Here is a 23896-nt window from a genome sequence, read left to right as displayed (position 1 = left end):
TATTTAATTATTAAATTACTCTTGCATATTTTGGAATATGATTATACAATATCGGTATACGATGTATCGTTAGTCGATATATCAAGAAGCGATGTATCGGAGGTAGTTATAATGAATGCGAAAGCGCAAAAATATATTCCGTTAACTGAGGCAACATATTACATATTATTGTCACTTGTGAAGCCAATGCACGGTTACGGAATTATGCAAATGGTAGAAGAGATGACAAATGGGGAAGTAAAACTCGGTCCTGGTACTTTATATGGGAATACGACGAAGTTACTAAAAGAGAAATTGATTGTTGAAGTTGCCTCTACAGACAGAAAGAAGTGCTACGAGTTAACACCATTTGGTAGAGAAGTGTTAGAGCTAGAGTATAACAGATTGCAGAGATCTGTAAGGAATGGAAACAGTATATTAGGGGAGTGAATGGAAGATGGAGACAAAGAAGGTATTCAAACTTTTCATGGCATGGAGTTTAGAAAAAGAAGAAGCTTTTTTACGGAAAATGCATCAAAAAGGCTGGGCGTTACAAAGGTATAATTTGATGTATACGTTTAAGAAAACAGAACCAAAAGATGTAATATATAAAGCGGATTTTAGATTGGTTTACAGGGATTCAAAAGAAAAACAACAAGAGTACTTTGAAATATATGAAATGTCTGGTTGGAAACGTGTCACAAGTTTTACAAGATGGAATTATTTTTGTAAGGAAGTAGAGGAGGGAATTGAGTTACCTGACATATATTCAGAGAAGGACACGAAGGTGCAAAAAATGAAGGAGTTATTACAATTTTTCGCATTGATTTCAATAACTATATTACCCTCAATGTATAGCGTATTTTTAAATTCAACAGAATCAAGAGTGCCAATTTGGGCGAAAGTTATGACAGGGCTTGTAGGTTGTATGTATGCTTATTTCTTTATGAGGCTCTTATGGAAAATTAAGAAATTGAAAAGCGAAATATTATAATAAAGATTGGATTTTAAAAGAAGATGATTACCGGAATCATCTTCTTTAATTTTTATATAATTCTATTTTGTTCACTCTTTTTTACATAATAAAAGACTATACATTTAAGGCATAGAACTAACAGTTACAAAGATAATACTAGTAATAATACCTAAAAAAATCATAAATGATGAAGAAACGATTAATAATAATGAACTACTGATTAATACTATTTTATTAGATTTTTGATGTTTAAAGTGGTAATAAAGTAAAAAGCCGCAAACAGTAGAAACAATCCATATAGCTAGACCGTAAGGAGTTGTTATCTTCTTCCAGTCGAAAATCCAAAAGTAAAAAATGCCTATGTGACAAGTTAGTAGTAGAAATGTAGATGGAATCATTAACTTTTTATTTAAAATCATTTATTTCACCTCTCTTATGTAAATATTACCAAAAGAGTGTGGGGTTGAAAATAAAATAGGGAAGTGAATCAGGTTTTCATTTAAAGAAACTACGAGATGAGTAAGAGATATTTCTAAACCAATTTACATTTTCTTGCGAATGTAAATGGAAAAAGAACCATATAAAATTATGAAGGGAGGAGAGTCATAAAATGCAGAGAATGAACAATTATTTTCGTGCTCGTGCGAGTGTGGTATACATGATGACTAATAATGAAGTAATGAATCACATTGTTGCTTTTCATATGGATACGAATGGAATGCTTACCTTTCTGGGTTCTTACCGAACTTACGGAAGAGGTACTGGTATAAAGGAAGTTTCTACAGAAACGGCAAACGATGGTATAGATCCTCTAGCATCACAAGGTTCTCTGACTTTGTCCCGTGATGGTCGTTTCCTATTTGCAGTTAACGCAGGCAGTCATAGTATCAGTAGTTTTATCATAGCAGATAACGGGGTGCCGATTTTCGTGGATGTAAAGCCATCAGGAGGTGCTCAGCCCAATAGCATTGGTGTGTATGATAATCTTCTTTATGTCTCCAATGTAGGTAATGCTGCAAACAATTTTGCATCAAATATTACTGGATTTCACATAGATGATAAGGGAAACCTTACACCTATTCCAGGATCCACTCATGCTCTCAGTACCTTTAATGCTCAGCCAGCACAAGTTCTCTTCACCCCGGATGGTAGTAAAATCGTTGTTTCTGAGCTTACATCAAATCATCTCAGTGTCTTCCATGTAAATAAAAATGGTACGGTTACAGGACCAATTGTTAATGATTCTTACGGTAAAGGCCCATTGGGTGCTTACTTTCTATCGTCCGGAATTCTCTTAGTTACAGAAGCAGTTTCAAATGCGTTGTCATCTTATTCATTGAGCAATGACGGTACTCTTCATGTAATCAGCGGCTCTGTACAAAACGGATATAAAACTGCTTGTTGGGTTATAACAACGAAAGATGAACGTTTTGCCTACACTACGAACACTTTAAGTGGCACCATATCTACCTACCAAATCGCCCTGAATGGAGCACTGTCAGTAGTAAGGCATATTACTAGTACTCCGCCGGGTACAGCACCAGGTCTGCCGATGGATGTTGGAGTAAGTAAGGATGGAAGGTATTTTTACACACTTAATGGAAATCAGGGGACAGTGTCAGCATTTAATATTCAAAGTGATGGTAGTCTAGTAAGGTTGCAGGTTGTTGCTTCATCAAATTTTCCTTACTTTGGGTCGCAAGGTTTAGCTGTTCTTTGATTTTATTGGGCCGCTATTTTTGTGTAGAACAGAAATATATATGACGGTGTACGAATAGTAGCCATGTAGATAAATTAGGAACCTTTGATTAAACAGCAATTGTGCATCTTACTTATGTAAAACAGAAAAAACCCCCTATAGAAAATTGGTAGGGGGTAATAAAGATATTTAAGAGAAAGACTGATTTTGCGCAGGTTTAATAAATTGTTCTGGATTTTCAACAAGCCCGCATACGGCACATTGGACGCGGTAAGTTGGTCCTTGATAAGCCATATGAAAAGCGTTCATCGTTTCATTTGTGTATTCTTCTTCTACTTGACCAGTTTGCGGATTTAATTTTACTGGTTTTACTTGTTGCTCAAGAATATTAAAGCGAGTGCGGTTCGTTTTACAGCTTGGACATAACATTGGTTCCATATGTATACACCTCCATTTGTAGCATTTCTTAAATGATATGAATTTATGCACATAGTTTTATGGTCATGTAACAAAACTTTCTCAACATAAATAGGTATATATTATATTTAAAATTCAGAAAAAATAAAATATAATAATATGTAAGAACTGGTTATGTCCAAACCAAATCTCCTGTTTTATGCCAATAAGCTGGGGGGCCGAGAAATCGGCCTCATTTTTTTGTGCTCGGCTCTATAAGGTACAAGGTTTTTAAAAACATTTGTCGAATTTTTAGAGGTGAAGGTAAAGGGGGGAATAATGATGAACTTAAAAATGAAATACATTATTTTATATGTAGAAAAGTTTGAACAATGTCTTCAGTTTTATAAAGAAATTTTAAAATTACCAATAAGAGCTGAACACGGTACATATATCGAATTTGAAACAGGATCTACAATTTTAGCAATGAATACGCGAGAGGATGTAAAGGAGTTAACTGGATTACCACTTACTGAAGGGGTATTACAGTCTTCTCATTTTGAATTAGGGTTTGTTGTAGAGGATGTAAAGGAAACGATTGAGAATTTAAAAGGACAAGAGGTTAAAGTTCTAGTTGAGCCAATCGTAAAACCGTGGGGACAAACAATTGCTTACATTGCTGATCCAGACGGTAATTATATTGAAATTTGTAGTTCATTAGAATAGAAGGAGATAAAGAGGATGGGGTTTCCGAAATTAGAAACAGAACGTTTACTATTAAGAGAACTTACACTGTTAGATTCAGATGCAATGTTCCATTATTTTTCAAAAGAATCCGTTATTCGTTATTTTGGGATGGATTCTTTCGAAAATATTGAACAAGCGAAAACGACTATTCAAACGTTTAGAAAGCGTAATGAAGAGGGAAGTGTATTTCGCTGGGGGATAGAGAAGAAAGGTACGGATCAATTAATCGGTACGTGTGGATTTCATTTAATTAACAATCATCATAAACGAGCTGAAATTGGTTATGAGCTAGATGATACATATTGGGGACAAGGATACGCAACCGAAGCACTGCAAGCAATGCTAGCTTACGGATTTGAAAATTTGCACTTTATAAGAATTGCCGCTGTTGTATATATAGAAAATGAAGCTTCCCGTAATTTATTAAAAAAAGCAGGGTTTCAGGAAGAAGGATTACTTCGGAAATATATGATTCAAAATGATGTTGCTCATGACACAGTCGTTTATTCATTATTAAAAGAAGACTGGGAAAAGTAATGAGCACAAGTGAAATAATGAAAGTTATTAAGGAACATAAAGATGAGAGATTTATATTAGGTGTAGATGGTCTAAGTCGTTCAGGTAAAACAACTTTGGTTAAAGAGTTGGAAGAAGATATGAAGAAAAGTGGAATCCCGTTTCATATATTCCATATTGATGATCATATTACCGAGCGTAACAAGCGATATAATACTGGATTTGCAGAATGGTATGAGTACTACAACCTTCAATGGGATATAGAGTGGTTGCAGCAAAACTTATTTCAGAAGTTACAAAGTGACATGCAATTAGAGTTGCCATGCTATCATGATGAAACAGACACATGTGAAATGAAAGAAATACAGCTTCCTTTAGTAGGTGTAATAATTGTTGAAGGAGTTTTTCTGCAGCGAAAAGAATGGAGAAATTTCTTTCATTATATGGTGTATTTGGATTGTTCAAGTGAGACACGGTTTCTTCGTGAGAGTGAGGAAACGCAGAAGAACCTGCCAAAGTTTCAAAGTAGGTATTGGAAAGCTGAGGAGTATTATTTGGAAGAGGAATTGCCGAGGGAGAGGGCGGATTTCGTAATACGCAATATGTAACAATGTAAGTAAGTACAAAATAGAAGGTGGATAAAATGAATATATTATGGGATTTTGATGGGACGTTATTTAATACGTATCCTGCATATACAATGATGCTTTCTGAAATATTAGGTGATGCAGTAGATAAACGAGAAATATACAAAAACTTAAAAATATCATATTCCCACGCAATTCAATATTACAACATTTCAAATGAACAGGAAGAACAGATTAAAGTTTTGAAGAAACAGTTTACTCCAAAAGATATGAAACCATTTGAAGGTGTCGAAGAGATTTTGAAATTTGCGCATAAAAACGTGATTATGACACATAAACATAGGGCAGGAGTTATGGAAATCTTAAAGTATTACGGATGGGACAAATACTTCATCGATATGGTTACAATTGACGATGGTTTCCCTCGAAAACCGAACTCTTTAGCTTATGATCATTTACATAAAAAGCACAATATTGATCTAGCAATTGGAGATAGGGAGTTAGATCTATTGCCTGCGAAGGAATTAGGTATTACAACATGTATGTTTCAAGATAAATGTGATGTAGCGGACTATTCTTTATCGCATTACTCTGAGTTTTTTAAGGTAGTTATTGATAGAAATAGGGAGTTTTCTTTATAAATGGCTTGAATAAAACTTCTACTTTTACAAGCGCAGCAAATGAAGCAAAGTATAAAGAAGTGCACATGATAAATTTGATAGTAAAATGAAAACGTGATTATCAGAAGAAAAAGCTGGTTTATATACTGTTGTTCTTGTAGCGAAATATAGTAAAGAACAACGGACCTTTATCATTACTTATAATGATAAAGAAGAAATAGCAGATTTATATATTAAATAAAAAACAGATACAGCGGAAGTTCCCGCTGTATCTGTTTTTTTATGCATTAACCAAATTATGGTTATTCGTGCTAATATGAACTCATAGCTATATAGAAGGGGTGGGTAATTATGAAAACAGAAATAGTTCTCAAAAAGAAGTACAGCATAATAAGCTATGTATCTTTGCTCATCGGAATTATGTGTTTTTTATTCGTTTTTATAACTCCGACGAGGATAGCGAATGCGGGAAATATAGTTGGAGATTATATAACGATTGCTCTGACAGGTGTAGGTATTATGCTTTCAATAATCACAATGACGAAAAAAACAGAGAAGAAGGGGATTGCTATTATTTCATTAATACTGTCCTCATCATTCTTTATATTTTGGATGATCGCGATTATTTTAATTTTGACTGGTCAAGTTAGTTTTGCGCCGTAATACTGAATAAAAAGAGTCCTTCATACAAGAAGGACTCTTTTTATTCGCTTTCTTCAGATTGATATTCTAAAATATCCCCAGGTTGGCATTCTAATGCCTTACAAATAGCATCTAAAGTTGAAATTCTAATTGCTTTTGCTTTTCCATTTTTTAATATAGAAAGGTTAGCCATTGTAATTCCAACCTTCTCTGAAAGCTCCGTTACACTCATTTTCCTTTTAGCAAGCATTACATCAATATTAATTATTATTGCCATGTTATTCACCTCAGACCGTTAAATCATTTTCTGATTTTATATCTATCGCATTTTTTAAAAGTCTTTGGAGAACGGCAGCAAAGACTGCGATAACCATTGAAGCAAAGATTAGAAGCATCCCAAGTATAATAATACCAGGTGCGTCATCTCTCTCCGCCACAAGATAGAAGAGTGGCATGCCTACTACATATAATATACTAATTGTTACTGCACATTGTTTTATCTTCTTTAAAGCTCTAACAGATAATTTCGAGAAGGCGTTACCCTTGTCAATGTAGCTTACAAGTTTAAAAGCTTGATACAGAGCAAAATAAAAAGGTACAACCGTTGCATATAGATTAAGTAAAACAAGATATTTTATATATGCAATATCGGGGTACAATTCCGCTGCATAATTCCCTATGTTAGGAACTAAAAATATACATAAAGCAAGAACAGGAATACCGATAAGGATAATAGCTGTCTTTAAAAAGAGTGTTGATCCTTGTTTCATATAAAGCACCTCATTTATTAATTATCTATTAAATTTAACATGATATTTATCGTTTAACAATAAATTTTTATTTATTTTAATCTTGTTTTTATTGTTAAACTAATTTTGGAATTTCATGAAGATAATCGTTCCTTATTTCTGTAAATGATGTTATGTTAAAAGTAAAGATTAAGCCTTTTGTATATTAAGAGTTTTTAGAAAATCAATATTTTACGTAATTTGACGAGGTGTTAATGAAATGAAATCGTACACACAATTTGAACGAAGAAAACACATACTAGATGAATTAGAAAAGTATAACCGAGTGATGGTAAATGATTTAGCAAAGGTATTAAATGTTACAACAGAAACGATACGAAGAGATTTAGATATGTTGCACAAGGAAGGACAGCTTACGAAAATACATGGTGGTGCAATTAAGAAAAAAGATCAAACACTAGAATTTCATTTTGATAAACGTCGATCTGAAAATATTGAAGAAAAACGAAAAATTGCAATGGAAGCAAGTAAAATCGTAGAAGATAATGATATTATCGCAATTGAAATTGGGACAACCACAATGCAAATTTTAGATTACATATACGATAAAAAGAATTTGACAATTTTAACAAACTCGATACCAGCTGTAAATAAAATTATTGAGCTGAAAGACCAGTATGATTCCTTTGATTGTAGGTTAATAGTCATAGGGGGAATATTGAATACGAATTCCTTAGCATTGTCTGGAGAAATGACATTAAACTATCTGGATCATTTCACTGTTAATAAATTATTTGCTTCTTGTGATGGTATTTCATTAGAAAAAGAACTGACATGTTCGTATATTGAAGATGCACAAATATTTAAGCAGCTAAAGAATAATGCAAAACAAGTTGTAATGATGGCTGATGAATCAAAGTTTAATTTGACAAAGTTTTATAAAAGCGGAAGTTTTAATGATATAGATGCGTTATATACGAATGCGAAGCTCGATGAATCGTGGCAAAATATGCTAACAAGTAATGGGGTTGAAGTAATAACAGTATAGAAAAGCTAAAAGAAGACTATTTCTTAGTAAGTTGAGAAATAGTCTTTTTTTATTGTTTATATGTTGTTTTGTTTTGTTAATTTGTTGTTTTTACAATTAGTTAACAAATAAACAACATTGTGTTAATAATGAACTCTTACAATATGAATTAGGAGGTGGCAAGAATGCAAATAAAACTATCAAAAGCTGTGTTCTTTTTACTACCAGTTGGAATACCTCTAATCTTGTTTTGGATTATTCCGAATTTCATTAGTTTAGGTATTAGTTTTACTGATTGGGATTTTATGACGAATGATTTTAATTTTGTTGGTTTAGAAAACTATTTTAATTTATTTACACAAGATTCTTTTATGCAAGCATTGCTCAATACGTTTTATTTCGGAATTGGAACAGTCATTCCAACAATTGCATTGGGCTTAGGTTTCGCATTATTCTTCCGAAAAAAATTTAAAGGTTCTGCATTGTACCAATTAATGATTTTTTCACCGTGGGTAACGCCAACAATAGCTGTATCCATTGTGTGGTCACTTTTATATGAACCTCAATTTGGAGTTATTAATAAAGTGCTAAACTTTTTCGGGATACCAGGTTTGGACTGGCTTCAAAGTAGTAAAACAGCGATGTTAGCAGTCATTATAATGACAGTTTGGAAATTAGTTGGTTGGACGATGATCTTCTATATCGGCGCATTAGAAAAAGTTCCAGATAGTTTATATGAAGCAGCTAGTATTGATGGAGCAAATTCATGGCAGAAATTTCGATATGTAACACTGCCAATGGTTTCATCAACAACTTTCTTCTTAGTTGTCGTCAATACAATTTCTTCGGTGCAGGCTTACGATCAAATAAAGATTTTAACACAAGGTGGGCCTAGTGGTTCGACGCGTACGTTACTGTATTTATTCTTCCAACAAGGGTTTGAACAGTTTGATATGGGATCTGCAACAGCAATCGCATTTATCATATTAATCATTACAATTTTACTATCTGTTATTAACAAAATAATAGGTGATAAGTGGGTGAACTATTAAGGTGAATAATATGAAAAAAGGTCCATTAATCGTAAAGCATCTCTTTTTAGCATTATCAAGTATACTATTTCTTTTTCCATTCATATGGATGGTACTTGGTTCGTTTAAAACATCTAGTGAAGTATTACAAGGAGGTTTTTGGCCTAAAGAATTTCACTGGGAAAATTATCGGCAAGTATTAGACATACTACCATTTAACACATATTTATTTAATAGTTTTTATACATCTTTCATCATTACTATATATGTGCTTGTTTCATCTGCACTGTTTGCTTATATGTTAGCATTTTACAAGTTTAAAGGTAAAAATATTACATTTAGTGTCGTGATGGCAACCTATATGATTCCTGGAGCTGTTTCGTATGTTCCTGTATATGTAATGTTAGGGAAATTTGGGCTACTCGATTCACATTTTGGATACATGATTTCTATGGCTGTTAGCGTATTCGGTATTTTCTATTTAAAACAATCGTTCCACAAAGTTGGTCTTGAAATAGTAGAAGCAGCCAAAATTGATGGAGCAAGTGATTGGCGTATTCTTTGGAAGATTATTTTTCCAATGACACGTTCATCATTTGTAACACTAGGATTGGTCACATTTATTGGTAATTATAATAATTACGTCTGGCCAGCTCTTATATTGAAAGATAATACGCAAAAGTTAATTACGAATGGAATTGCTGATTATTTCATTAATAGTTCCTTAGGGCGAGATTGGTCACACATTATGGTTGCAAGTACAATCGCAACAGTGCCGCTCTTAATCGTATTTTTGATTCTACAAAAATGGTTCTTATCTGGTGTTACTGATTCAGGAATAAAGGGGTAATTAAATAGTAAAGGAGATTTATGGGATGAAAAAACTATTCATGCTTCTAACAGTTATAACATTGTTTGTTAGTGCACTTGCGGGTTGTTCAGGTGGAAAAGGGAGTACGGTTAAAGCGAGTAAAGAAGGGGAGAAGGTTGTTGTTCCATTCATTAATGGAGTAGGGGGCTCTCTTGCGGATCGTGTAGATAAGATTGTGGAAGAATACAATAAAAGTCAGGACAAATATGTAGTGAAAACGACAAAAGCGGGTAGCTACGATGAGTCATATCAAAAGTTACAAAGTGGATTTGCAGCGAATAACCAAGAAGCAATTGCATTACTAGGTTCTGATGTCATTCAAGAATATGCTAAAAAACAGTTAATCGTACCTATAGATGAATATGTTAAAAATGATACTAATTTCAAAAAAGAAGATTATGGAAAAGGGTTTATGGAGCAAGCAACAATTGACGAGAAGTTGTATGGAATTCCATTCTACGGTACAACGCAAATTCTTTATTACAATAAAAAAACATTAGCGGAGAATGGCTTTACAAAAGATGATTTAAAGACGTGGGAAGGTGTAGAAAAGGTAGCAAAAACAGTCGCAAAACGTGGTGAAAATGGAAATGTGACATATGCGGGCTGGATGCCAATGTGGGGAACTTCCAATTTAATTGATGCGGTTCGCAGTGCCGGTGGAAACGTATTAAGCGAAGATGGTAAAAAAGTATTAATTAACGATGACACTTGGGTTTCGGTATGGGAGAAATTCCGTACATGGCTACATGAAGATAAAATTATGAAAATACATTCAGGTGGTACTGGATGGGAATATTGGGATAAAACTGTAATTGATTTAGTTGAAGGTAGAACATTAGGATTTACAGGATCATCTGGTGATCAAGGATTTGTTTTTAAAACATTAGGAAAAGGAATGACGGAAGAAGAACGCCTTAACACATTTGAAGCATTACCTCAGCCGGCTTGGGGTAATAATAAACCAGCGCCAAAACTAGAAACATATTTATTCACATTAACGAGAAACATTGATCCAGAAGTAGCAAAAGGCGCGTATGACTTTATGAAGTTTGCGACAAGTACGGAGAAAACGGCTGAATGGTCCATGGCTACAGGATATATCCCTGTTCGTAACAATGTAACAGAGTATGGTCCATATGCTGAATTCGTTAAAAAACAACCACAAGCATTAGTTCCATTAGAACAAGCTAACAATTATGGAGTGGGACCATTTGTAGATCCAACGGGCGGTAAAATTAATGACGCCTTAAATGTAGCGAAAGATAAAGTAGAGATTGAAGGAGTTCCAGCGAAAAAAGCATTAGATGAAGCAGCTAAAGTTGCGCAAGAAGAGTTAGATAAAGTTCTGAAAAAGAAGAAGTAATATCACCAACATGAGGTGCTTTTGAACGAAGGAAGTGCCTCTAAAATTCCTTTATTAAAACGTAAAAGGTGTGAGAACGATGATCGAAATAACAAGTACGATAACACTCTCTCCATTCGTAAAAAATAAACATTGTTTCCAAATGGATGAAACTGATATTACAAACTTTACATTAACTATTGATCAAGGGGACAACCGGAAAATTCCGCTATTATTAATCTTGCGAGACCCTAACGGTTATGTACGTATACAATATCAAACGCCAGTTGCAAATGAAAAACTAGTCGTTTCGAAAGATTCAATATTTTGTTCTGCTGGTTGTATAGGAGGAGAAATACAGTCTGGTAATTGGGAATTAGAAGTCATATATATCCCTCATTGTGCAAAGAAAGTAGTGAAATTTACTGGAGTAAAAGTTGACTATACAGTAAATATAGTAGTGAATGAGCAATTGGAACGAAAGTATAATAGGGAGCACTTTTGCAAGGAAAATGTTTTTATTGATGAATACAATTATGAAAAGATAATAAATGAAGAATATCGCTGGTACAAAGGAGAATTTCATGAGCACACAGATTTAACTGATGGCGAGATAGATGATGAACTTGGAATGACAGTATGTGAAAAACAGAAATTAGATTTTTTATATGCGACGGAACACAATATTGTTATGCCATCGTATCAAAAAGGAAACACATTAATTATACCATCTATGGAACTTACAACTCCTTACGGTCATTACAACATATTTGGGATAAAGGAATACGTTGATTTTACAAAGTATGTAGATGAATCGTTTAGCGCAGAAACAATGAATGAACTATTTTCTTTCTTGAAAGAAAAAGGTTATTTATTGAGTGTGAATCATCCGTTTATGAAGCCTTGGGCGAACCAAGTGAATATTAACTTAGAAAATGTTCATACGATGGAAATTATGTGTGATCCAACTTATAAAAAAAGTAAATCATCCACTTTAGAAGCTTTACGTTGTTTCGACCAAATGTGGTCAAACGGCCTTAAAATCTGGGGAATAGGAGGAAGTGATTCTCATTTGCATCCGTCTAAAACATTCCCTGGATCAAAAGACCCATCGATTTATGGTGATCCAGGAACATATGTATTATGTAATGGTTTATCTATTAAAAACTTAAAATCTGCAATCAAAAAGGGACGAATTTATTTCTCTCGATTTAGAAAACTAGCGATAGATATTCAAAACGAAGGCGAAACGATTTATGTCGGTGATGAGGCTAAAGGAAATATTATTTACAACATTTCTACTGACAAACCGTGTGAGTGGAGACTAATAATAAATGGGCAAATAATTGAACAAAAATCTGGCAGCAACGTAACTTTTGAATTTTCATTAAATGAAGGGGCGTATGCTAGGGTTGAGGGATGGGAAGAGGACGAGTTAGTAGCGTTTATTAATCCTATTCATAATAAAGTTGAGATTAAAAATATGAAAACATGGAATGAAGTTATAGGGGGAATAAAAGGTGAATAAAGCAATTATTTTTGATAAAGATGGAACATTAATACAGTTAGATTCAGTTTGGTACAAAATTGTGCATCGTGTGTTAGAGGATATATTTCAAACGTATCCAAATGAAAAAAGTAAAAGAGATGATTACTTATCGATTATTGGTATGAATGATAACGATTTTGAGAGTACGAGTTTACTAGCATGTCGCACAAATTACTTTATTGCGGCTGCATGGTACTCGTTGTTAGAAAATCAACATGTGGATAAAGAGAGTTTCATTCATGATGTATGTCTTTTATTCAAAAAGTACTCTACAGCAGATGATCTTGTATTTACAGAAGTGGAAGGTGCAAAGGAAACGTTACGATATTTAAAAAACAATGAATATATTATTGGAGTTGTTACGGCAGACGATGTGGATGCAGCGATTCATTCTCTGAAAATGACTGAGTTATATGATTACGTAGATTTTTTAGGTGCAGATGATGGTGTGAATAGAACAAAACCGGAAAGTGATTTTTATCATATGTTTAAAGAAAAATTTTCTCTAACTGAAGAAGATGTGCTTATGGTAGGTGATACATTAACAGACGTTACATTTGCGAGAAATAGTAACATTAAAATAGTGGGCGTCTTATCGGGTGCGAGTAGGAAAGAAGATTTAGAAGGAAAAGCAGATTATATTTTAGACAGTATGAAGGATATTTCGAAGATTTTATAATTCATGTCATCATAATTTTTAGCAATATGTATAAATATAGCTCAAATTCTAGGAGGATATTATGGCTCAACTATCATTCAAAAACATTTACAAAAAATATGATCATGATGTGACAATCGTAAAAGATTTTAACCTAGAAGTAAATGATGGAGAATTTATCGTTTTGGTTGGCCCTTCAGGGTGTGGGAAATCTACAACATTACGTATGATTGCAGGACTTGAAGAGATTTCAGAGGGCGACTTTTATATTGATGGAAAGCGTGTAAATGATATTACACCGAAAGATAGAGATATTGCAATGGTATTTCAAAACTATGCGCTTTATCCGCATATGAGTGTTTATGAAAACATGGCATTTGGATTAAAACTACGAAAATATAGTAAAGAAGAAATTGACCAGCGTGTGCAACATGCAGCAAAAATTCTTGGGCTTGGGCAGTATTTAAGCCGAAAGCCAAAGGCACTTTCAGGTGGGCAGCGCCAACGTGTTGCCTTGGGCCGAGCAATTGTTCGAAATGCAAAAGTATTTTTAATGGACGAGCCTTTATCAAACTTAGATGCGAAGTTGCGTGTTCAAATGCGTGCTGAGATTACAAAGTTGCACAAGCAGTTGCAAACAACAACTGTGTATGTTACACACGATCAAATAGAAGCGATGACGATGGCAACGCGCTTAGTTGTGCTAAAAGATGGGATTGTACAACAAGTCGGTACACCGAAAGAAGTGTATGACAATCCTGAGAATGTATTTGTCGGAGGATTCATTGGCTCCCCTGGAATGAATTTTTTCAAAGGGGTATTAACAGATAACGCGCTTATGATTGATAAGTGGGAAATTGAAGTGCCAGAAGAGAAGATGAAAGGCTTGCGAAATAAGGGCTATACGAATAAAGAAATCATAATAGGAATACGTCCAGAAGACTTTTATTATGGAGAAGCAATCGGGGCTTTACCGTACAACGCAAAAGTAACGGTATCTATTGATGTAGCAGAATTAATGGGGGCAGAAACATATCTATATTCCAACTTAAATGGACAATCTTTTGTAGCTCGTGTAGACACTTCTTTAGATGTGCAAAACCAATCAAATATAGAGCTTGGTTTAAACATGGATAAAGTGCATTATTTCGATTCAGAAACTGAGAAACGGATTGTTTTATAGATAATAATTAATATGATTATACCTTTAGAATTTCTTCAACTACTACAAATAAATGAATAGTAAAAAGCCGATTATCCTCTAGATTACAGGAAATCGGCTTTTTTATATAAAAGATCGCTTAGCGTACGAAAATCGCTTTTTGTTGGCAGTGCCCTGTCACAATCAAGTTGAGAAAAACAAATAATCCAAAACGAGACAATTCTTAAGTTGACGGATGTGTGATGCTACTCCTATGTTAAGGTTCGAGTCATTTGAAACAGCAACCTCTATATTGAGTGGTGTTAAAGCGACGTATATGATAAAAAAGATGTATCGCTTGTGAAAAAATTGCATCACCTTGAATGAGCTAATACGATAAGAATTCGTGTTGGGCCTAATTAGGGAATACAGTACAAATCAGTATATAGTATACAAGCGCTCCCTTTCTATAAATACGGTATGTTTTTAATATAATTAAAAGAAAATTTTTGTGTTCTTTAATATGATGTGACATAATACCAGCTTTTTTCTATTTTTGTGATCTCTTTATATTCATTATTAAAGTCGTATTTGTTTGGTCTAGTATCATTTGGTGTGTAAATAAATCCTGAAAAATTATCTAATATACCACGATAAGTAAAAAAGAAAACAGAAATACCATTTTTATTTTGTTGAATAATTACATCCCCACCGTTTTTGGAAGTGGATGCAAACTGTTTAGGTAAATGAATTTGTCTACTATCATAATGAACATTAGGAGTTAACTCTTTATGTTCTATAAGTGCTATAACTTTTTCACGGTCTTCTTTATAGATAATAAAATCTAAATTTATATAAATCTCATTAAATGGTATACATATCCAAGTAATTACTATGATTAGTTGAATAATTAACGGTTTCCAATTTTTGTATTTAATGAGATGTATGATTGTGAAAATTAATATTAAGAAAAACAATCCATGAACTATTATTGAAAGAAATGGCATAACAAATGGGGTAAGGAATTCAACTAAATACCATTTGAAAAAATGATAAAGTATAAGAGCGATACCGCTTATTAATGTAATTTTGGTTAAATTCTTATTCAAATTTTGAATCTCCTTTCTATACTAAAAACTATGTGATTTTAGTATGAATATAAAATGTATTTTTCGTAATTTTACCTTTTTTTCATGTTATTAACTTTGCGTGATTAATATTTTGAATATATCATAGATTTAAAATTAAATAAACGGACATTAAATTTTTACATTTTATATAGAATAAAAGTTAAATAAAAGTGAGGGGAGTTTTCAAAATAGACTAGTTTTTTATTTGAAATGCAATTTGATTTGTTTCATGAAATAGATCCAGTTCCGGTAAAATCAGTTGCAACAAGTGAACATTACGTTCATTGTGTATGTTATTCGTTTTTTATCGTTTTAGAAAACTGGTTATTGTTAGTTTCGTGACAATGGAGAATTAATAATAAAAAAGAATAAATATAAGCTTACGTAAATGTTATGTAAAATAAAATCCTTGCTTACATACGAATGTTACATTGAGGATGTCGAAAACAGCTTATGGAGGAACACCAATGACGAATCTTCGTAAAAAGATAATGAGGCTAGCATTAATAGAAGCTATTCTCGACGTAAGCAATTTGTAAGGAATGAGTAAGAAAAAAGAGATTTTTATATTATAAAATATTTATTATACCTACATATAACACCTACTACTAATAATGTGTTATAATACGAATTAGCAACAAAAAGGAAAGGAATTAGAAAAAATGACCTTACAAAATACTAAAAATTTAAAAAAACAAGTTGCTCCTTTTGAAAAATCAACGGCAAAAAAAAGTATTTGGCAAATCATCAATACGGTAGTGCCATTTATTATCTTATGGTACCTTGCTTATAAAAGTTTGTCCGTTTCTTATTGGTTAGCATTGGTTCCATCTCTGTTAGCAGCTGGATTTATGACACGGATTTTCATTATTTTTCATGATTGTACCCATTATTCTTTTTTTAAAAGTCGCCGTGTAAATAGAATAGTAGGAACATGTATGGGTGTTTTAACTTTATTCCCGTTTGATCAATGGGGGCATGAGCATTCCGTTCATCACGCTACAAGTGGTAATTTGGATAAGCGAGGTACAGGAGATATTTGGACGCTTACAGTGAATGAATATTTAGCAGCACCATTTAGACGCCGTTTAGCATATCGTTTATATCGCAATCCGTTGGTTATGTTTGGATTAGGTCCGATTTATGTTTTCCTTCTTAAAAATAGATTTAACAGAAAAGGTGCTAGAAAGAAAGAACGCATGAACACTTATTTGACGAATGTTTTAATTGTTGCTTTAGTAGGGGTACTTTGCTGGGCAATCGGATGGCAATCGTTTCTTTTAGTACATGGTACGATATTCTTAATAGCAGGTTCAGTAGGTATTTGGCTGTTTTACGTACAGCACACATTCGAAGATTCTTATTTTGAAGAAGATAAAGAGTGGGAATATGTGAAAGCGGCAGTGGAGGGAAGTTCATTTTATAAACTTCCGAAAATTCTGCAATTTCTAACTGGTAATATTGGATATCATCATGTTCACCATTTGAGTCCAAGAGTACCTAACTATAAACTAGAAGAGGCACACAATAATACGCTTCCTTTAAAAAATGTACCAACGATTACTCTTGCCACAAGCTTGCGTTCAATTCGTTTCCGTCTTTGGGATGAGCAAAGTAACAATTTTGTTACCTTTAAAGACGTCAAAAATTTAATTAAAAACAATGTTTCTGTTCAAGTGAAATCCGAACTGTAACTTCATCATATTTAACTGACTCCCCGTAATCATTTTTGATTTAAGGGGAGTTTTTGTTTAAATCGATATTGGGGAGCGTTTCAAACAAATAACAAAGATAATGGGTTTACAATATTAAACATGAATTTATTTTTTGTGAAGGTAATTATACAGGATTTTCTACAAAAAATAGGGAGGCTGTAAAACTAAAATCCAAAAAACGGAAAGTTATTATGTAAAAATGAGATTTGAAAATAAGTAAGTAAAAAAACGCTCTTACAGAATTAGATGTAAGAGCGTTTTTTTATCAAAATAAATTTGGTAATTATCATATCTAAAAACAAAAAACATAATGTAATATGTTTTTTAACTCATAAGTTGGCCCCAATTGAAATCATAAATTGGTCGTGAATTATAAATGAAAATGCTTATTATCAGTTTAGGATATTCGGAATGATTAGCCTATTCACTAGGCTTAAAGAAGATAAATTTTTAATGGATTATTGCCATGAATATATTGATAAAGTTCATCAATATATTTGTAGCAAGGAGGAATTCAAATGAAGAGAGATGATAATAAGATTGGTCACTTTACATCTGAAAAAGGAAAGGAAGACTTTTAAATTGCTTACGATGAATCAATGGCACTTCTTCAAAATCCTAACGATACGAAAGATATAAAAACTAAATATGGCACAATTCGTGCTTATTACTTTACTAAAGAGGAAAACAAACATAAGGAACCCCTACTCTTACTCCCTGGACGTGGTGCATCCACTCCAATGTGGGTGCCCAATTTAGAAGGGCTAAGGGAGCAAAGGCCAGTTTACACGATAGATTTACTCGGTGAACCTGGAATGAGCGTGCAAACGAAGGCGATTGAAAACCAAAAACAACAAGCAGAATGGTTAAATGAAGTAATTGAAGGATTAAGCTTAGAAAAAGTGCATATCGGGGGTGTTTCCATTGGAGGTCGGACAACAATGAATTTGGCCAGATATAATCCTGAGCATATTGCTACGGCTAGTTTATTGGATCCAGTCTTTGTATTTGCGTAAATACGCATAAAGATGATTCTTGCATCTATTCCAGCTCCCGTCCCTATTGTACATAAGTTTATAAGAGAAAAGATGTTAAGCTATGTATCTGGAGGAGCAGAAACAAATGACGATGAGCCTATTGCTAAATTAATCGAGTCGGGTATGCGTAACCTATTCTTTTTGCAAAATCATCAATTTGATTAAGTTCTGTAAGAATAAACAGGTTTGAACGCATCCAGTAAGGCTTTGATAGATTATTGTCAGTTACAACCTCAATACCTACAATTCCTCTTTTATCATATAAAAAGAATCTTATAGATAAGAAATGAGTTACATTGTCTATATCTTCACCTGAAACCCATTGGAATTCCTGTAGTTTAAAAGTGGAAAACCTGATTCTTCCCTCCTTTAAATCTTCAAGTTCTTCATTTGTTTTAAAAATTAGAATTGAAAGTTTTTTTATTTTTTTACAAATAGCACACAAAAACGACATACTTGTAGACTATTTTTATATACAGGACTTATTTTTTGAAATGGTTACTACATATAAAGGAGACTCCAAAATGGATATGGATTCATATTATTGGGAAATGGTTAAGAAAAATATTGGTGTGTATTCTGAACAGGAACAAGAATGTCTTCGAAATAAGAAGGTCATTATTTTTGGACTAGGGGGAGTAGGTGGATATGAAGCAATTCTGTTTTCGCGAATGGGAATAGGGCATATTACCGGTGTTGATCCCGATGAATTTGAAGTTTCTAATATTAACAGACAAATGTTAGCGCTTTCTAGTGTTATAGGTGAACCAAAAGCAAAAGTTGCAGAACAGGTTGTAAAAGATATACATCCCTATATATCAACAAACTTTATCCAAACAAGAGTCGATGAAGATAATGTAATCGAGCTTATAAAAGGGCATGATATCGTACTAGAAGCCGTAGATGATATGCCTTCAAGAGTCATTATACATAGAACAGCTAGAGAATTAGGTATACCAAGTGTAGGGATGTCAGGTAGCCCCCCAACACGAGGATTTGTTTCTACATTTTTCCCATCCGGAATTCCTTATGAAGAAGCATTAAATATCTCAAGTGTCGGATGCAAATTAACAAATCAAGAATTAAGACAACAGATTGCTGATATAAAGAAAAGTCGAGCTTGGTATTCTGTGGAGAAAGGCGCACCAAAAGAGTGGGCGCAAGATTTTTGTGATGGAAAAGCAGGATGGATTATCACGCCGATGCGTGCTCATCTATTGTCACTATTTAGTTTTCATGAAGCAATACAAGTTTTAACTGGTCGTGAACCTCTAGCTAGAGCGCCTAAAGGCATTGTAATAGATTTAGATAGTCATATCCCGGTTCAAGTAAAAGAAGTCCCAAAAGGTGGATGGGATTATAAAACACTGTAAGGAGGAATACAATTTGTTAACAAAAAATAATGATATGCAAAATATATATGAAGAAAGTTTTACGCGAAATATTGGTGTTATCTCTGTAGAGGAGCAGGAGAAATTAAAAAATTCTCGAGTTACTGTAGTTGGAGCAGGGGGCGTAGGAGGAATTACGCTTATCCAATTGGCGCGAATGGGTGTGGGTTCTTTACATGTTATTGATCAAGATGTATTTGAAACAAGTAATATCAATCGACAAATGCTAAGTTCCATCAGTAAATTAGGACAGCGAAAAGCAGAGGTCGCTTTAGAAATTTTGCAAGACATTAATCCATTATTACAAGTAGAGATAACAAAAGAATTTGTTACCGAGGACAATGCATTAGAGCTTCTAACGAATACAGATATCATTATAGATGCAACTGATAATTTAGTAGCGAGAGTGATTATCCATCGTACAGCTCAGAAACTAGGAATCCCTTCAATTTGGATTGCGGTGACGCCTCCATTTAGAGGTGGCGTCATGTCTTTTACTCCTGACTCTACACCCTATGAAATTGCGTTAGGATATCCGTCTTATCAAAAAGAGTTAACAACAGAAATCCAAGATGAAATTCATAAACTAAAAGATGGGCGTGCTCTTCATTCTGTCACGTACGGCGCGGATGAGAACTGGGCAAATAGTTATGTGCAAAAAAATCGACCATGGGCGGTAATCTCTCCTGTTGCGAATATAGTAGGCATTCTAGCAAGCTTTGAAGCATTTAAATTTATAATAAATCGAGAAGACTTAAAACCTGTAATAAGTCCAAATTTAATCCAAATTAACTTTGCAAATCAAAATATGGTACATGTGTCTGTACCTGAAAATGATAGTTGGGATTATACAACATTATAGATGAGGTAAGAGAATATGCTTCCTTTTTTGTTACTGGGGATTATTGTTACACTCGCTCTGCTTGTTAAGGATTATGCGCTAGCTGGTGCGGCTTGTTTATTAGGAGTTTTACTTGCTGTTGGACAAAAAACTTTATTACATCTTATTCAACAATATTCTTTTCCAATTGGTATTTTCTTTCTGATGCTATTCCTTTTAGTACCAATCACATCTGGAAAGATTACAAGTGAAAACGTAATAAAATTAATTACCTCTCCTATCGGATTAGGATCCATTCTAGCAGGTTTTACTGTGTCATACATAGGAGGAAAAGGTGTAGGAGTTCTACCTATGAATCCTACGATATTGTTAGGTGTCTTAATAGGTACTCTTATTGCCGTAATATTTACAAAAGGATTACCAGCCGGATTAATTATCGCGGCGGGAATCATAGCTATTATTTCTATGAAATGAAAGGAATATTCTAAATGAAGATAAAATGGACACACATTAGTTTAGTAGGGATTTTTTTGATAATACTTATGTCTAGTTGTTCTAATATCAAAGAAACTTCTCGAAATAATCAAACTTCTAAAGTAGTAAAACAAGAATTAGAAATTCAGCAAGGAGAAGAAAAATTATTTTTACTTCATAAAAACTTAAATAATAAAAAACAGTATACATCTGATGAAATTATCTTATTTTTAGAACCATTTAGTGTACCTACAGCTCAGGCATTTGATGTACCAAAATTTTCATGGATGGATGAGTATGCCAAAAAAGGGTATGATACTTGGGCTATGGATTTCAGAGGGTTTGGTCGTTCTTCTCGCCCTAAAGAAATGTCAGATCCTTCTTCCCAAAACCGTCCGGTTATTCATTTGAATGATGCAACCAAAGATCTAGAAACGATTGTAGATTGGATTAAAAAGAAGAGAAACGTAAAAAAAATTCATATTGTTGGATGGTCATATGGAGGCGTTGTGGCTGGAAATTATGCAATATCCCATCCTCAAGATATTAATAAGCTTATTTTATATGGGTATATGCATGGGTTCACACTTCCTATGATGACACAACCTTTCGAAAACCCACTACAACCTAATCAGTTTAATCCTGAAGCACCAGCTTATCAAATCGTAGACTTTGATAAAGGAATGCATCATTGGCATATGATGATGGGAAATAAAAAAATTGTTACAAACGAAGCAATGGATGCCGTAAAACAAGTTTTTATTGATTCAGATCCTATGAGTAAGAATAATAATCAAACGATTCGTCGACCAGTTGGTCCACTTGAAGATTTATTTTATATTTGGAAAAATCAGCCTCTATATGATGCATCTAAGATTACCACTCCATTACTTGTCATTTACGGGGAAGATGACATATTTGCAGACCGAAATATGATGTCAAAATTAACAAGTGCAAAACAAAAAAAAGAAGTAGTAATCCCCGATGCAACACACTGGGCTGTGTATGAAAAGAATCGTAATATCCTATTCGAACAAACATTAAACTTTATAGAGGCGAAAGAAGGCAAACAGGAATGAAAAAGGGTTTAACAATATTAGATGCTACCTTACGTGAAGGAGAACAACAATGTGGTATTCGTTTCTCCAAGGAAGACAAAATTACATTACTTCACAAGTTAGAGGATTTTGGAGTAAGTCTTATTGAAGTTGGACACCCTGGCATCTCTGAAGAAGAAGAAGAGATTTGCCGAGAAGTTGCAGCATCTGCAAAGCATGCCGAAATACTTATGCATGCTCGGGCGAAAGAAGAAGAAGTTCAAGCGGCTTATCGTGCTGGTGCCGATTGGATAGGAATCTGGGCGTCTATTAATCCTATTTCTTTACAAACAAAATACACCAATCGATCAAAAGATTATGTTATTAATCAGGTGAAACAAGCTATTGAAGAAGCAAAATCTTTAGGAATGAAAATCCGTTTTACTATTGAAGATGCTTCACGAACGGAATGGGAAGATATCGCCTACATTGGACAGGTTGCACATATAGCTGGAGCAGATCGAATCAGTTTAGCAGACACTGTAGGAATTTGGGAGCCAGGTCAGTGTGCGACAATCGTGAAGAAATCTGTTGAGACATTCCCTTGTGAGATTGAAGTTCATCTTCATAATGATTTAGGATTAGCCATGGCAAATGCTCTCGCTGCAATCGATTCGGGGGCATCTGTCATTGATGCTACATTGTGCGGAATAGGTGAACGTGCTGGGATTGTTGATTTGCTAAATTTATCAGTAATTTTATCTCAAAAGCGTAATCTACAGTGCTTTAAACTACAGATGATTCCTGAATTAACGCAATCTCTCCAATTAGCTACTGGTTGTCAAGTAGATCATTGGAGACCGATTATTGGAAAGAATATATTTACTCATACTGCATCCTATCATATAAAAGCTGTTCAGCAGAATTATTCAGCATACGAGGGTATTCAACCTGAAATGTTAGGAAGAGTAAGGAACATACAACAAAAACGTATAGAAAGAAAAGGGCCTCGGCTTTCAAAGTCTCTTCGAGTTAGTAAACCATTTGTAAAAGGAGCATCTGAGCTTTTATATCATCGTGATGGTCCAGGAGAGCGTTGGGTACAGATGGATTATAGAACTGATGAACGTGCTTCATTTTATGTAATACAGCGTGTATTTTACGACGCCCATATGGATGAGAACTTAGAAGGGCATGTAGATACTCATGCACATCATTGTGATAGTGCCTTTATTTTTTGGGGGAATAGAATAGATGGTACTGGTCTCATGTGTGAAGTGGAAATTGAAGGAGAATTGCAAATAATTGAAAGTCCAGCATCTGTTTTTATTCCATCAGGGTTAAAACATAGGTACAAATACCTTTCGGGTACAGGAACATATACAAACATCGTACTAGCACCTAATTATAATTCTAGTTTGTTAGAGGAAAGCTCATCAAAAGTATTTGTATATTAATTAAATTTGAACAAAATAGTTTAATAAATGGCATATAAACAAAGGAGAGCCCGATTGGTGTGAGCTAATAATTAGTGGGAGATGAACAAAACCCCACTGATTAAAGCTTCACTTTATAATAAAGATTGATAACTTGTAAAAAAGTTTGATAAAAAGACGTTATCTTTTCCGATGATTTTTCAGAAAGAATAACGTCTTTTTTCATTTCAGGGGGTATTTTGTTTTGTTAACTTGATAGACATGGGGACGAGCCCCTAAAATACAATGCTGCTAGAAATTTT

The 23896-nt window shown here is 33.8% G+C and carries 26 protein-coding genes and 2 pseudogenes; 23 read left to right on the top strand and 5 right to left on the bottom strand.

Annotated features, from left to right (window positions below):
* Positions 1-111 precede the first annotated feature (111 nt).
* Positions 112-429 (top strand): PadR family transcriptional regulator, encoded by a 318-nt coding sequence (locus LUS72_RS14970; protein WP_000991891.1) that lies wholly within the window; start codon positions 112-114, stop codon positions 427-429.
* A gap of 7 nt (positions 430-436) precedes the next feature.
* Complete coding sequence (locus LUS72_RS14965; protein ID WP_097830377.1) at positions 437-973, top strand: DUF2812 domain-containing protein; 537 nt, start codon at positions 437-439, stop codon at positions 971-973.
* A gap of 104 nt (positions 974-1077) precedes the next feature.
* Here LUS72_RS14965 and LUS72_RS14960 read toward each other — a convergent pair whose 3' ends face one another.
* Positions 1078-1374: a hypothetical protein gene (locus LUS72_RS14960; RefSeq protein ID WP_002185543.1), complete on the bottom strand. Its 297-nt coding sequence runs from the start codon at positions 1372-1374 to the stop codon at positions 1078-1080.
* A 191-nt stretch (positions 1375-1565) separates the two neighbouring features.
* On the opposite strand from LUS72_RS14960, the gene LUS72_RS14955 reads away from it, so the two are divergent.
* Positions 1566-2675, top strand: a complete 1110-nt coding sequence (locus tag LUS72_RS14955) for a lactonase family protein (RefSeq protein ID WP_264446887.1) — start codon at positions 1566-1568, stop codon at positions 2673-2675.
* 168 nt (positions 2676-2843) lie between these two features.
* Here the strand turns inward: LUS72_RS14955 and LUS72_RS14950 are convergent, their stop codons facing one another.
* A complete protein-coding gene (locus LUS72_RS14950) occupies positions 2844-3092 on the bottom strand; it encodes a hypothetical protein (RefSeq protein ID WP_000433610.1) in 249 nt (82 codons plus the stop codon).
* Positions 3093-3392: 300 nt separating this feature from the next.
* Between LUS72_RS14950 and LUS72_RS14945 the strand changes: the two genes are divergently transcribed.
* From LUS72_RS14945 to LUS72_RS14920, 6 genes and pseudogenes are all read left to right on the top strand, one after another.
* Positions 3393-3776, top strand: a complete 384-nt coding sequence (locus tag LUS72_RS14945; RefSeq protein WP_097830379.1) for a VOC family protein — start codon at positions 3393-3395, stop codon at positions 3774-3776.
* A gap of 15 nt (positions 3777-3791) precedes the next feature.
* Positions 3792-4334: a GNAT family N-acetyltransferase gene (locus LUS72_RS14940; protein WP_264446870.1), complete on the top strand. Its 543-nt coding sequence runs from the start codon at positions 3792-3794 to the stop codon at positions 4332-4334.
* Positions 4334-4921: a kinase gene (locus LUS72_RS14935; protein WP_264446868.1), complete on the top strand. Its 588-nt coding sequence runs from the start codon at positions 4334-4336 to the stop codon at positions 4919-4921. Before LUS72_RS14940 ends, LUS72_RS14935 begins: the two co-directional genes overlap by 1 nt.
* A 35-nt stretch (positions 4922-4956) precedes the next feature.
* Positions 4957-5541 (top strand): HAD-IA family hydrolase, encoded by a 585-nt coding sequence (locus LUS72_RS14930; protein WP_264446866.1) that lies wholly within the window; start codon positions 4957-4959, stop codon positions 5539-5541.
* 5 nt (positions 5542-5546) lie between these two features.
* Positions 5547-5761 (top strand): annotated as a pseudogene (locus LUS72_RS14925) (hypothetical protein); the annotation flags it as partial.
* Between the two features lie 110 nt (positions 5762-5871).
* Positions 5872-6183 carry a hypothetical protein gene (locus LUS72_RS14920; RefSeq protein ID WP_097830383.1) on the top strand — a complete coding sequence of 104 codons (312 nt, stop codon included), beginning with the start codon at positions 5872-5874 and terminating at the stop codon, positions 6181-6183.
* 40 nt (positions 6184-6223) lie between these two features.
* On the opposite strand, the gene LUS72_RS14915 is transcribed toward LUS72_RS14920, so the two are convergent.
* Positions 6224-6439: a helix-turn-helix domain-containing protein gene (locus tag LUS72_RS14915; RefSeq protein ID WP_071772908.1), complete on the bottom strand. Its 216-nt coding sequence runs from the start codon at positions 6437-6439 to the stop codon at positions 6224-6226.
* A 10-nt stretch (positions 6440-6449) separates the two neighbouring features.
* The gene (locus LUS72_RS14910; protein WP_264446862.1) at positions 6450-6932 is read right to left on the bottom strand and encodes a DUF2975 domain-containing protein; all 483 of its coding nucleotides are present in this window, start codon (positions 6930-6932) and stop codon (positions 6450-6452) included.
* Between the two features lie 238 nt (positions 6933-7170).
* Between LUS72_RS14910 and LUS72_RS14905 the strand changes: the two genes are divergently transcribed.
* The 7 genes from LUS72_RS14905 (at position 7171) to LUS72_RS14875 (ending at position 14575) form a co-directional block, all read left to right on the top strand.
* Complete coding sequence (locus LUS72_RS14905) at positions 7171-7959, top strand: DeoR/GlpR family DNA-binding transcription regulator (RefSeq protein WP_264446860.1); 789 nt, start codon at positions 7171-7173, stop codon at positions 7957-7959.
* Positions 7960-8123: 164 nt separating this feature from the next.
* Positions 8124-8990, top strand: coding sequence for a carbohydrate ABC transporter permease (locus tag LUS72_RS14900; protein ID WP_001165981.1), 867 nt, complete (start codon positions 8124-8126; stop codon positions 8988-8990).
* 10 nt (positions 8991-9000) lie between these two features.
* A complete protein-coding gene (locus tag LUS72_RS14895) occupies positions 9001-9819 on the top strand; it encodes a carbohydrate ABC transporter permease (RefSeq protein ID WP_264446857.1) in 819 nt (272 codons plus the stop codon).
* Between the two features lie 25 nt (positions 9820-9844).
* Positions 9845-11206 (top strand): extracellular solute-binding protein, encoded by a 1362-nt coding sequence (locus LUS72_RS14890; protein WP_264446855.1) that lies wholly within the window; start codon positions 9845-9847, stop codon positions 11204-11206.
* 79 nt (positions 11207-11285) lie between these two features.
* Positions 11286-12713: a CehA/McbA family metallohydrolase gene (locus LUS72_RS14885; protein WP_097830388.1), complete on the top strand. Its 1428-nt coding sequence runs from the start codon at positions 11286-11288 to the stop codon at positions 12711-12713.
* Positions 12706-13413, top strand: a complete 708-nt coding sequence (locus LUS72_RS14880) for an HAD family hydrolase (protein ID WP_264446852.1) — start codon at positions 12706-12708, stop codon at positions 13411-13413. Before LUS72_RS14885 ends, LUS72_RS14880 begins: the two co-directional genes overlap by 8 nt.
* 61 nt (positions 13414-13474) lie before the next feature.
* Positions 13475-14575, top strand: coding sequence for an ABC transporter ATP-binding protein (locus LUS72_RS14875; protein WP_097830390.1), 1101 nt, complete (start codon positions 13475-13477; stop codon positions 14573-14575).
* Positions 14576-15051: 476 nt separating this feature from the next.
* On the opposite strand, the gene LUS72_RS14870 is transcribed toward LUS72_RS14875, so the two are convergent.
* On the bottom strand, positions 15052-15642 hold the full coding sequence (locus LUS72_RS14870) for a hypothetical protein (protein WP_071772901.1): 591 nt from the start codon (positions 15640-15642) through the stop codon (positions 15052-15054).
* 683 nt (positions 15643-16325) lie between these two features.
* Between LUS72_RS14870 and LUS72_RS14865 the strand changes: the two genes are divergently transcribed.
* From LUS72_RS14865 to LUS72_RS14835, 7 genes and pseudogenes are all read left to right on the top strand, one after another.
* Positions 16326-17357, top strand: coding sequence for a Delta(5) desaturase DesA (locus tag LUS72_RS14865; RefSeq protein ID WP_071746362.1), 1032 nt, complete (start codon positions 16326-16328; stop codon positions 17355-17357).
* Positions 17358-17959: 602 nt separating this feature from the next.
* Positions 17960-18547 (top strand): annotated as a pseudogene (locus LUS72_RS14860) (alpha/beta fold hydrolase); the annotation flags it as partial.
* A 392-nt stretch (positions 18548-18939) separates the two neighbouring features.
* On the top strand, positions 18940-19788 hold the full coding sequence (locus tag LUS72_RS14855; RefSeq protein ID WP_097830391.1) for a HesA/MoeB/ThiF family protein: 849 nt from the start codon (positions 18940-18942) through the stop codon (positions 19786-19788).
* Positions 19789-19801: 13 nt separating this feature from the next.
* Positions 19802-20668, top strand: coding sequence for a HesA/MoeB/ThiF family protein (locus LUS72_RS14850; RefSeq protein WP_097830392.1), 867 nt, complete (start codon positions 19802-19804; stop codon positions 20666-20668).
* 15 nt (positions 20669-20683) lie between these two features.
* A complete protein-coding gene (locus LUS72_RS14845; protein WP_097830393.1) occupies positions 20684-21121 on the top strand; it encodes a DUF441 family protein in 438 nt (145 codons plus the stop codon).
* Positions 21122-21135: 14 nt separating this feature from the next.
* On the top strand, positions 21136-22200 hold the full coding sequence (locus LUS72_RS14840; RefSeq protein ID WP_264446844.1) for an alpha/beta hydrolase: 1065 nt from the start codon (positions 21136-21138) through the stop codon (positions 22198-22200).
* Positions 22197-23615, top strand: coding sequence for a homocitrate synthase/isopropylmalate synthase family protein (locus LUS72_RS14835; protein ID WP_264446842.1), 1419 nt, complete (start codon positions 22197-22199; stop codon positions 23613-23615). The genes LUS72_RS14840 and LUS72_RS14835 overlap by 4 nt, the downstream gene beginning before the upstream one ends.
* Positions 23616-23896: the final 281 nt, after the last annotated feature.

Origin of the sequence: Bacillus cereus (assembly GCF_025917685.1) — a bacterium.
Classification (GTDB): Bacteria; Bacillota; Bacilli; order Bacillales; family Bacillaceae_G; genus Bacillus_A; species Bacillus_A cereus_AT.
The sequence above is the reverse complement of the archived record's forward strand: the minus strand, read 5'-3'. Positions and strand labels throughout refer to the sequence as shown.

Excerpts from the sequence above, each read along its gene's own strand:
- LUS72_RS14970 (WP_000991891.1), top strand. The coding sequence starts at position 112 with ATGAATGCGAAAGCGCAAAAATATATTCCGTTAACTGAGGCAACATAT.
- LUS72_RS14965 (WP_097830377.1), top strand. The coding sequence starts at position 437 with ATGGAGACAAAGAAGGTATTCAAACTTTTCATGGCATGGAGTTTAGAA.
- LUS72_RS14960 (WP_002185543.1), bottom strand. The coding sequence starts at position 1,374 with ATGATTTTAAATAAAAAGTTAATGATTCCATCTACATTTCTACTACTA.
- LUS72_RS14955 (WP_264446887.1), top strand. The coding sequence starts at position 1,566 with ATGCAGAGAATGAACAATTATTTTCGTGCTCGTGCGAGTGTGGTATAC.
- LUS72_RS14950 (WP_000433610.1), bottom strand. The coding sequence starts at position 3,092 with ATGGAACCAATGTTATGTCCAAGCTGTAAAACGAACCGCACTCGCTTT.
- LUS72_RS14945 (WP_097830379.1), top strand. The coding sequence starts at position 3,393 with ATGAACTTAAAAATGAAATACATTATTTTATATGTAGAAAAGTTTGAA.
- LUS72_RS14940 (WP_264446870.1), top strand. The coding sequence starts at position 3,792 with ATGGGGTTTCCGAAATTAGAAACAGAACGTTTACTATTAAGAGAACTT.
- LUS72_RS14935 (WP_264446868.1), top strand. The coding sequence starts at position 4,334 with ATGAGCACAAGTGAAATAATGAAAGTTATTAAGGAACATAAAGATGAG.
- LUS72_RS14930 (WP_264446866.1), top strand. The coding sequence starts at position 4,957 with ATGAATATATTATGGGATTTTGATGGGACGTTATTTAATACGTATCCT.
- LUS72_RS14920 (WP_097830383.1), top strand. The coding sequence starts at position 5,872 with ATGAAAACAGAAATAGTTCTCAAAAAGAAGTACAGCATAATAAGCTAT.
- LUS72_RS14915 (WP_071772908.1), bottom strand. The coding sequence starts at position 6,439 with ATGGCAATAATAATTAATATTGATGTAATGCTTGCTAAAAGGAAAATG.
- LUS72_RS14910 (WP_264446862.1), bottom strand. The coding sequence starts at position 6,932 with ATGAAACAAGGATCAACACTCTTTTTAAAGACAGCTATTATCCTTATC.
- LUS72_RS14905 (WP_264446860.1), top strand. The coding sequence starts at position 7,171 with ATGAAATCGTACACACAATTTGAACGAAGAAAACACATACTAGATGAA.
- LUS72_RS14900 (WP_001165981.1), top strand. The coding sequence starts at position 8,124 with ATGCAAATAAAACTATCAAAAGCTGTGTTCTTTTTACTACCAGTTGGA.
- LUS72_RS14895 (WP_264446857.1), top strand. The coding sequence starts at position 9,001 with ATGAAAAAAGGTCCATTAATCGTAAAGCATCTCTTTTTAGCATTATCA.
- LUS72_RS14890 (WP_264446855.1), top strand. The coding sequence starts at position 9,845 with ATGAAAAAACTATTCATGCTTCTAACAGTTATAACATTGTTTGTTAGT.
- LUS72_RS14885 (WP_097830388.1), top strand. The coding sequence starts at position 11,286 with ATGATCGAAATAACAAGTACGATAACACTCTCTCCATTCGTAAAAAAT.
- LUS72_RS14875 (WP_097830390.1), top strand. The coding sequence starts at position 13,475 with ATGGCTCAACTATCATTCAAAAACATTTACAAAAAATATGATCATGAT.
- LUS72_RS14865 (WP_071746362.1), top strand. The coding sequence starts at position 16,326 with ATGACCTTACAAAATACTAAAAATTTAAAAAAACAAGTTGCTCCTTTT.
- LUS72_RS14855 (WP_097830391.1), top strand. The coding sequence starts at position 18,940 with ATGGATATGGATTCATATTATTGGGAAATGGTTAAGAAAAATATTGGT.
- LUS72_RS14845 (WP_097830393.1), top strand. The coding sequence starts at position 20,684 with ATGCTTCCTTTTTTGTTACTGGGGATTATTGTTACACTCGCTCTGCTT.
- LUS72_RS14840 (WP_264446844.1), top strand. The coding sequence starts at position 21,136 with ATGAAGATAAAATGGACACACATTAGTTTAGTAGGGATTTTTTTGATA.
- LUS72_RS14835 (WP_264446842.1), top strand. The coding sequence starts at position 22,197 with ATGAAAAAGGGTTTAACAATATTAGATGCTACCTTACGTGAAGGAGAA.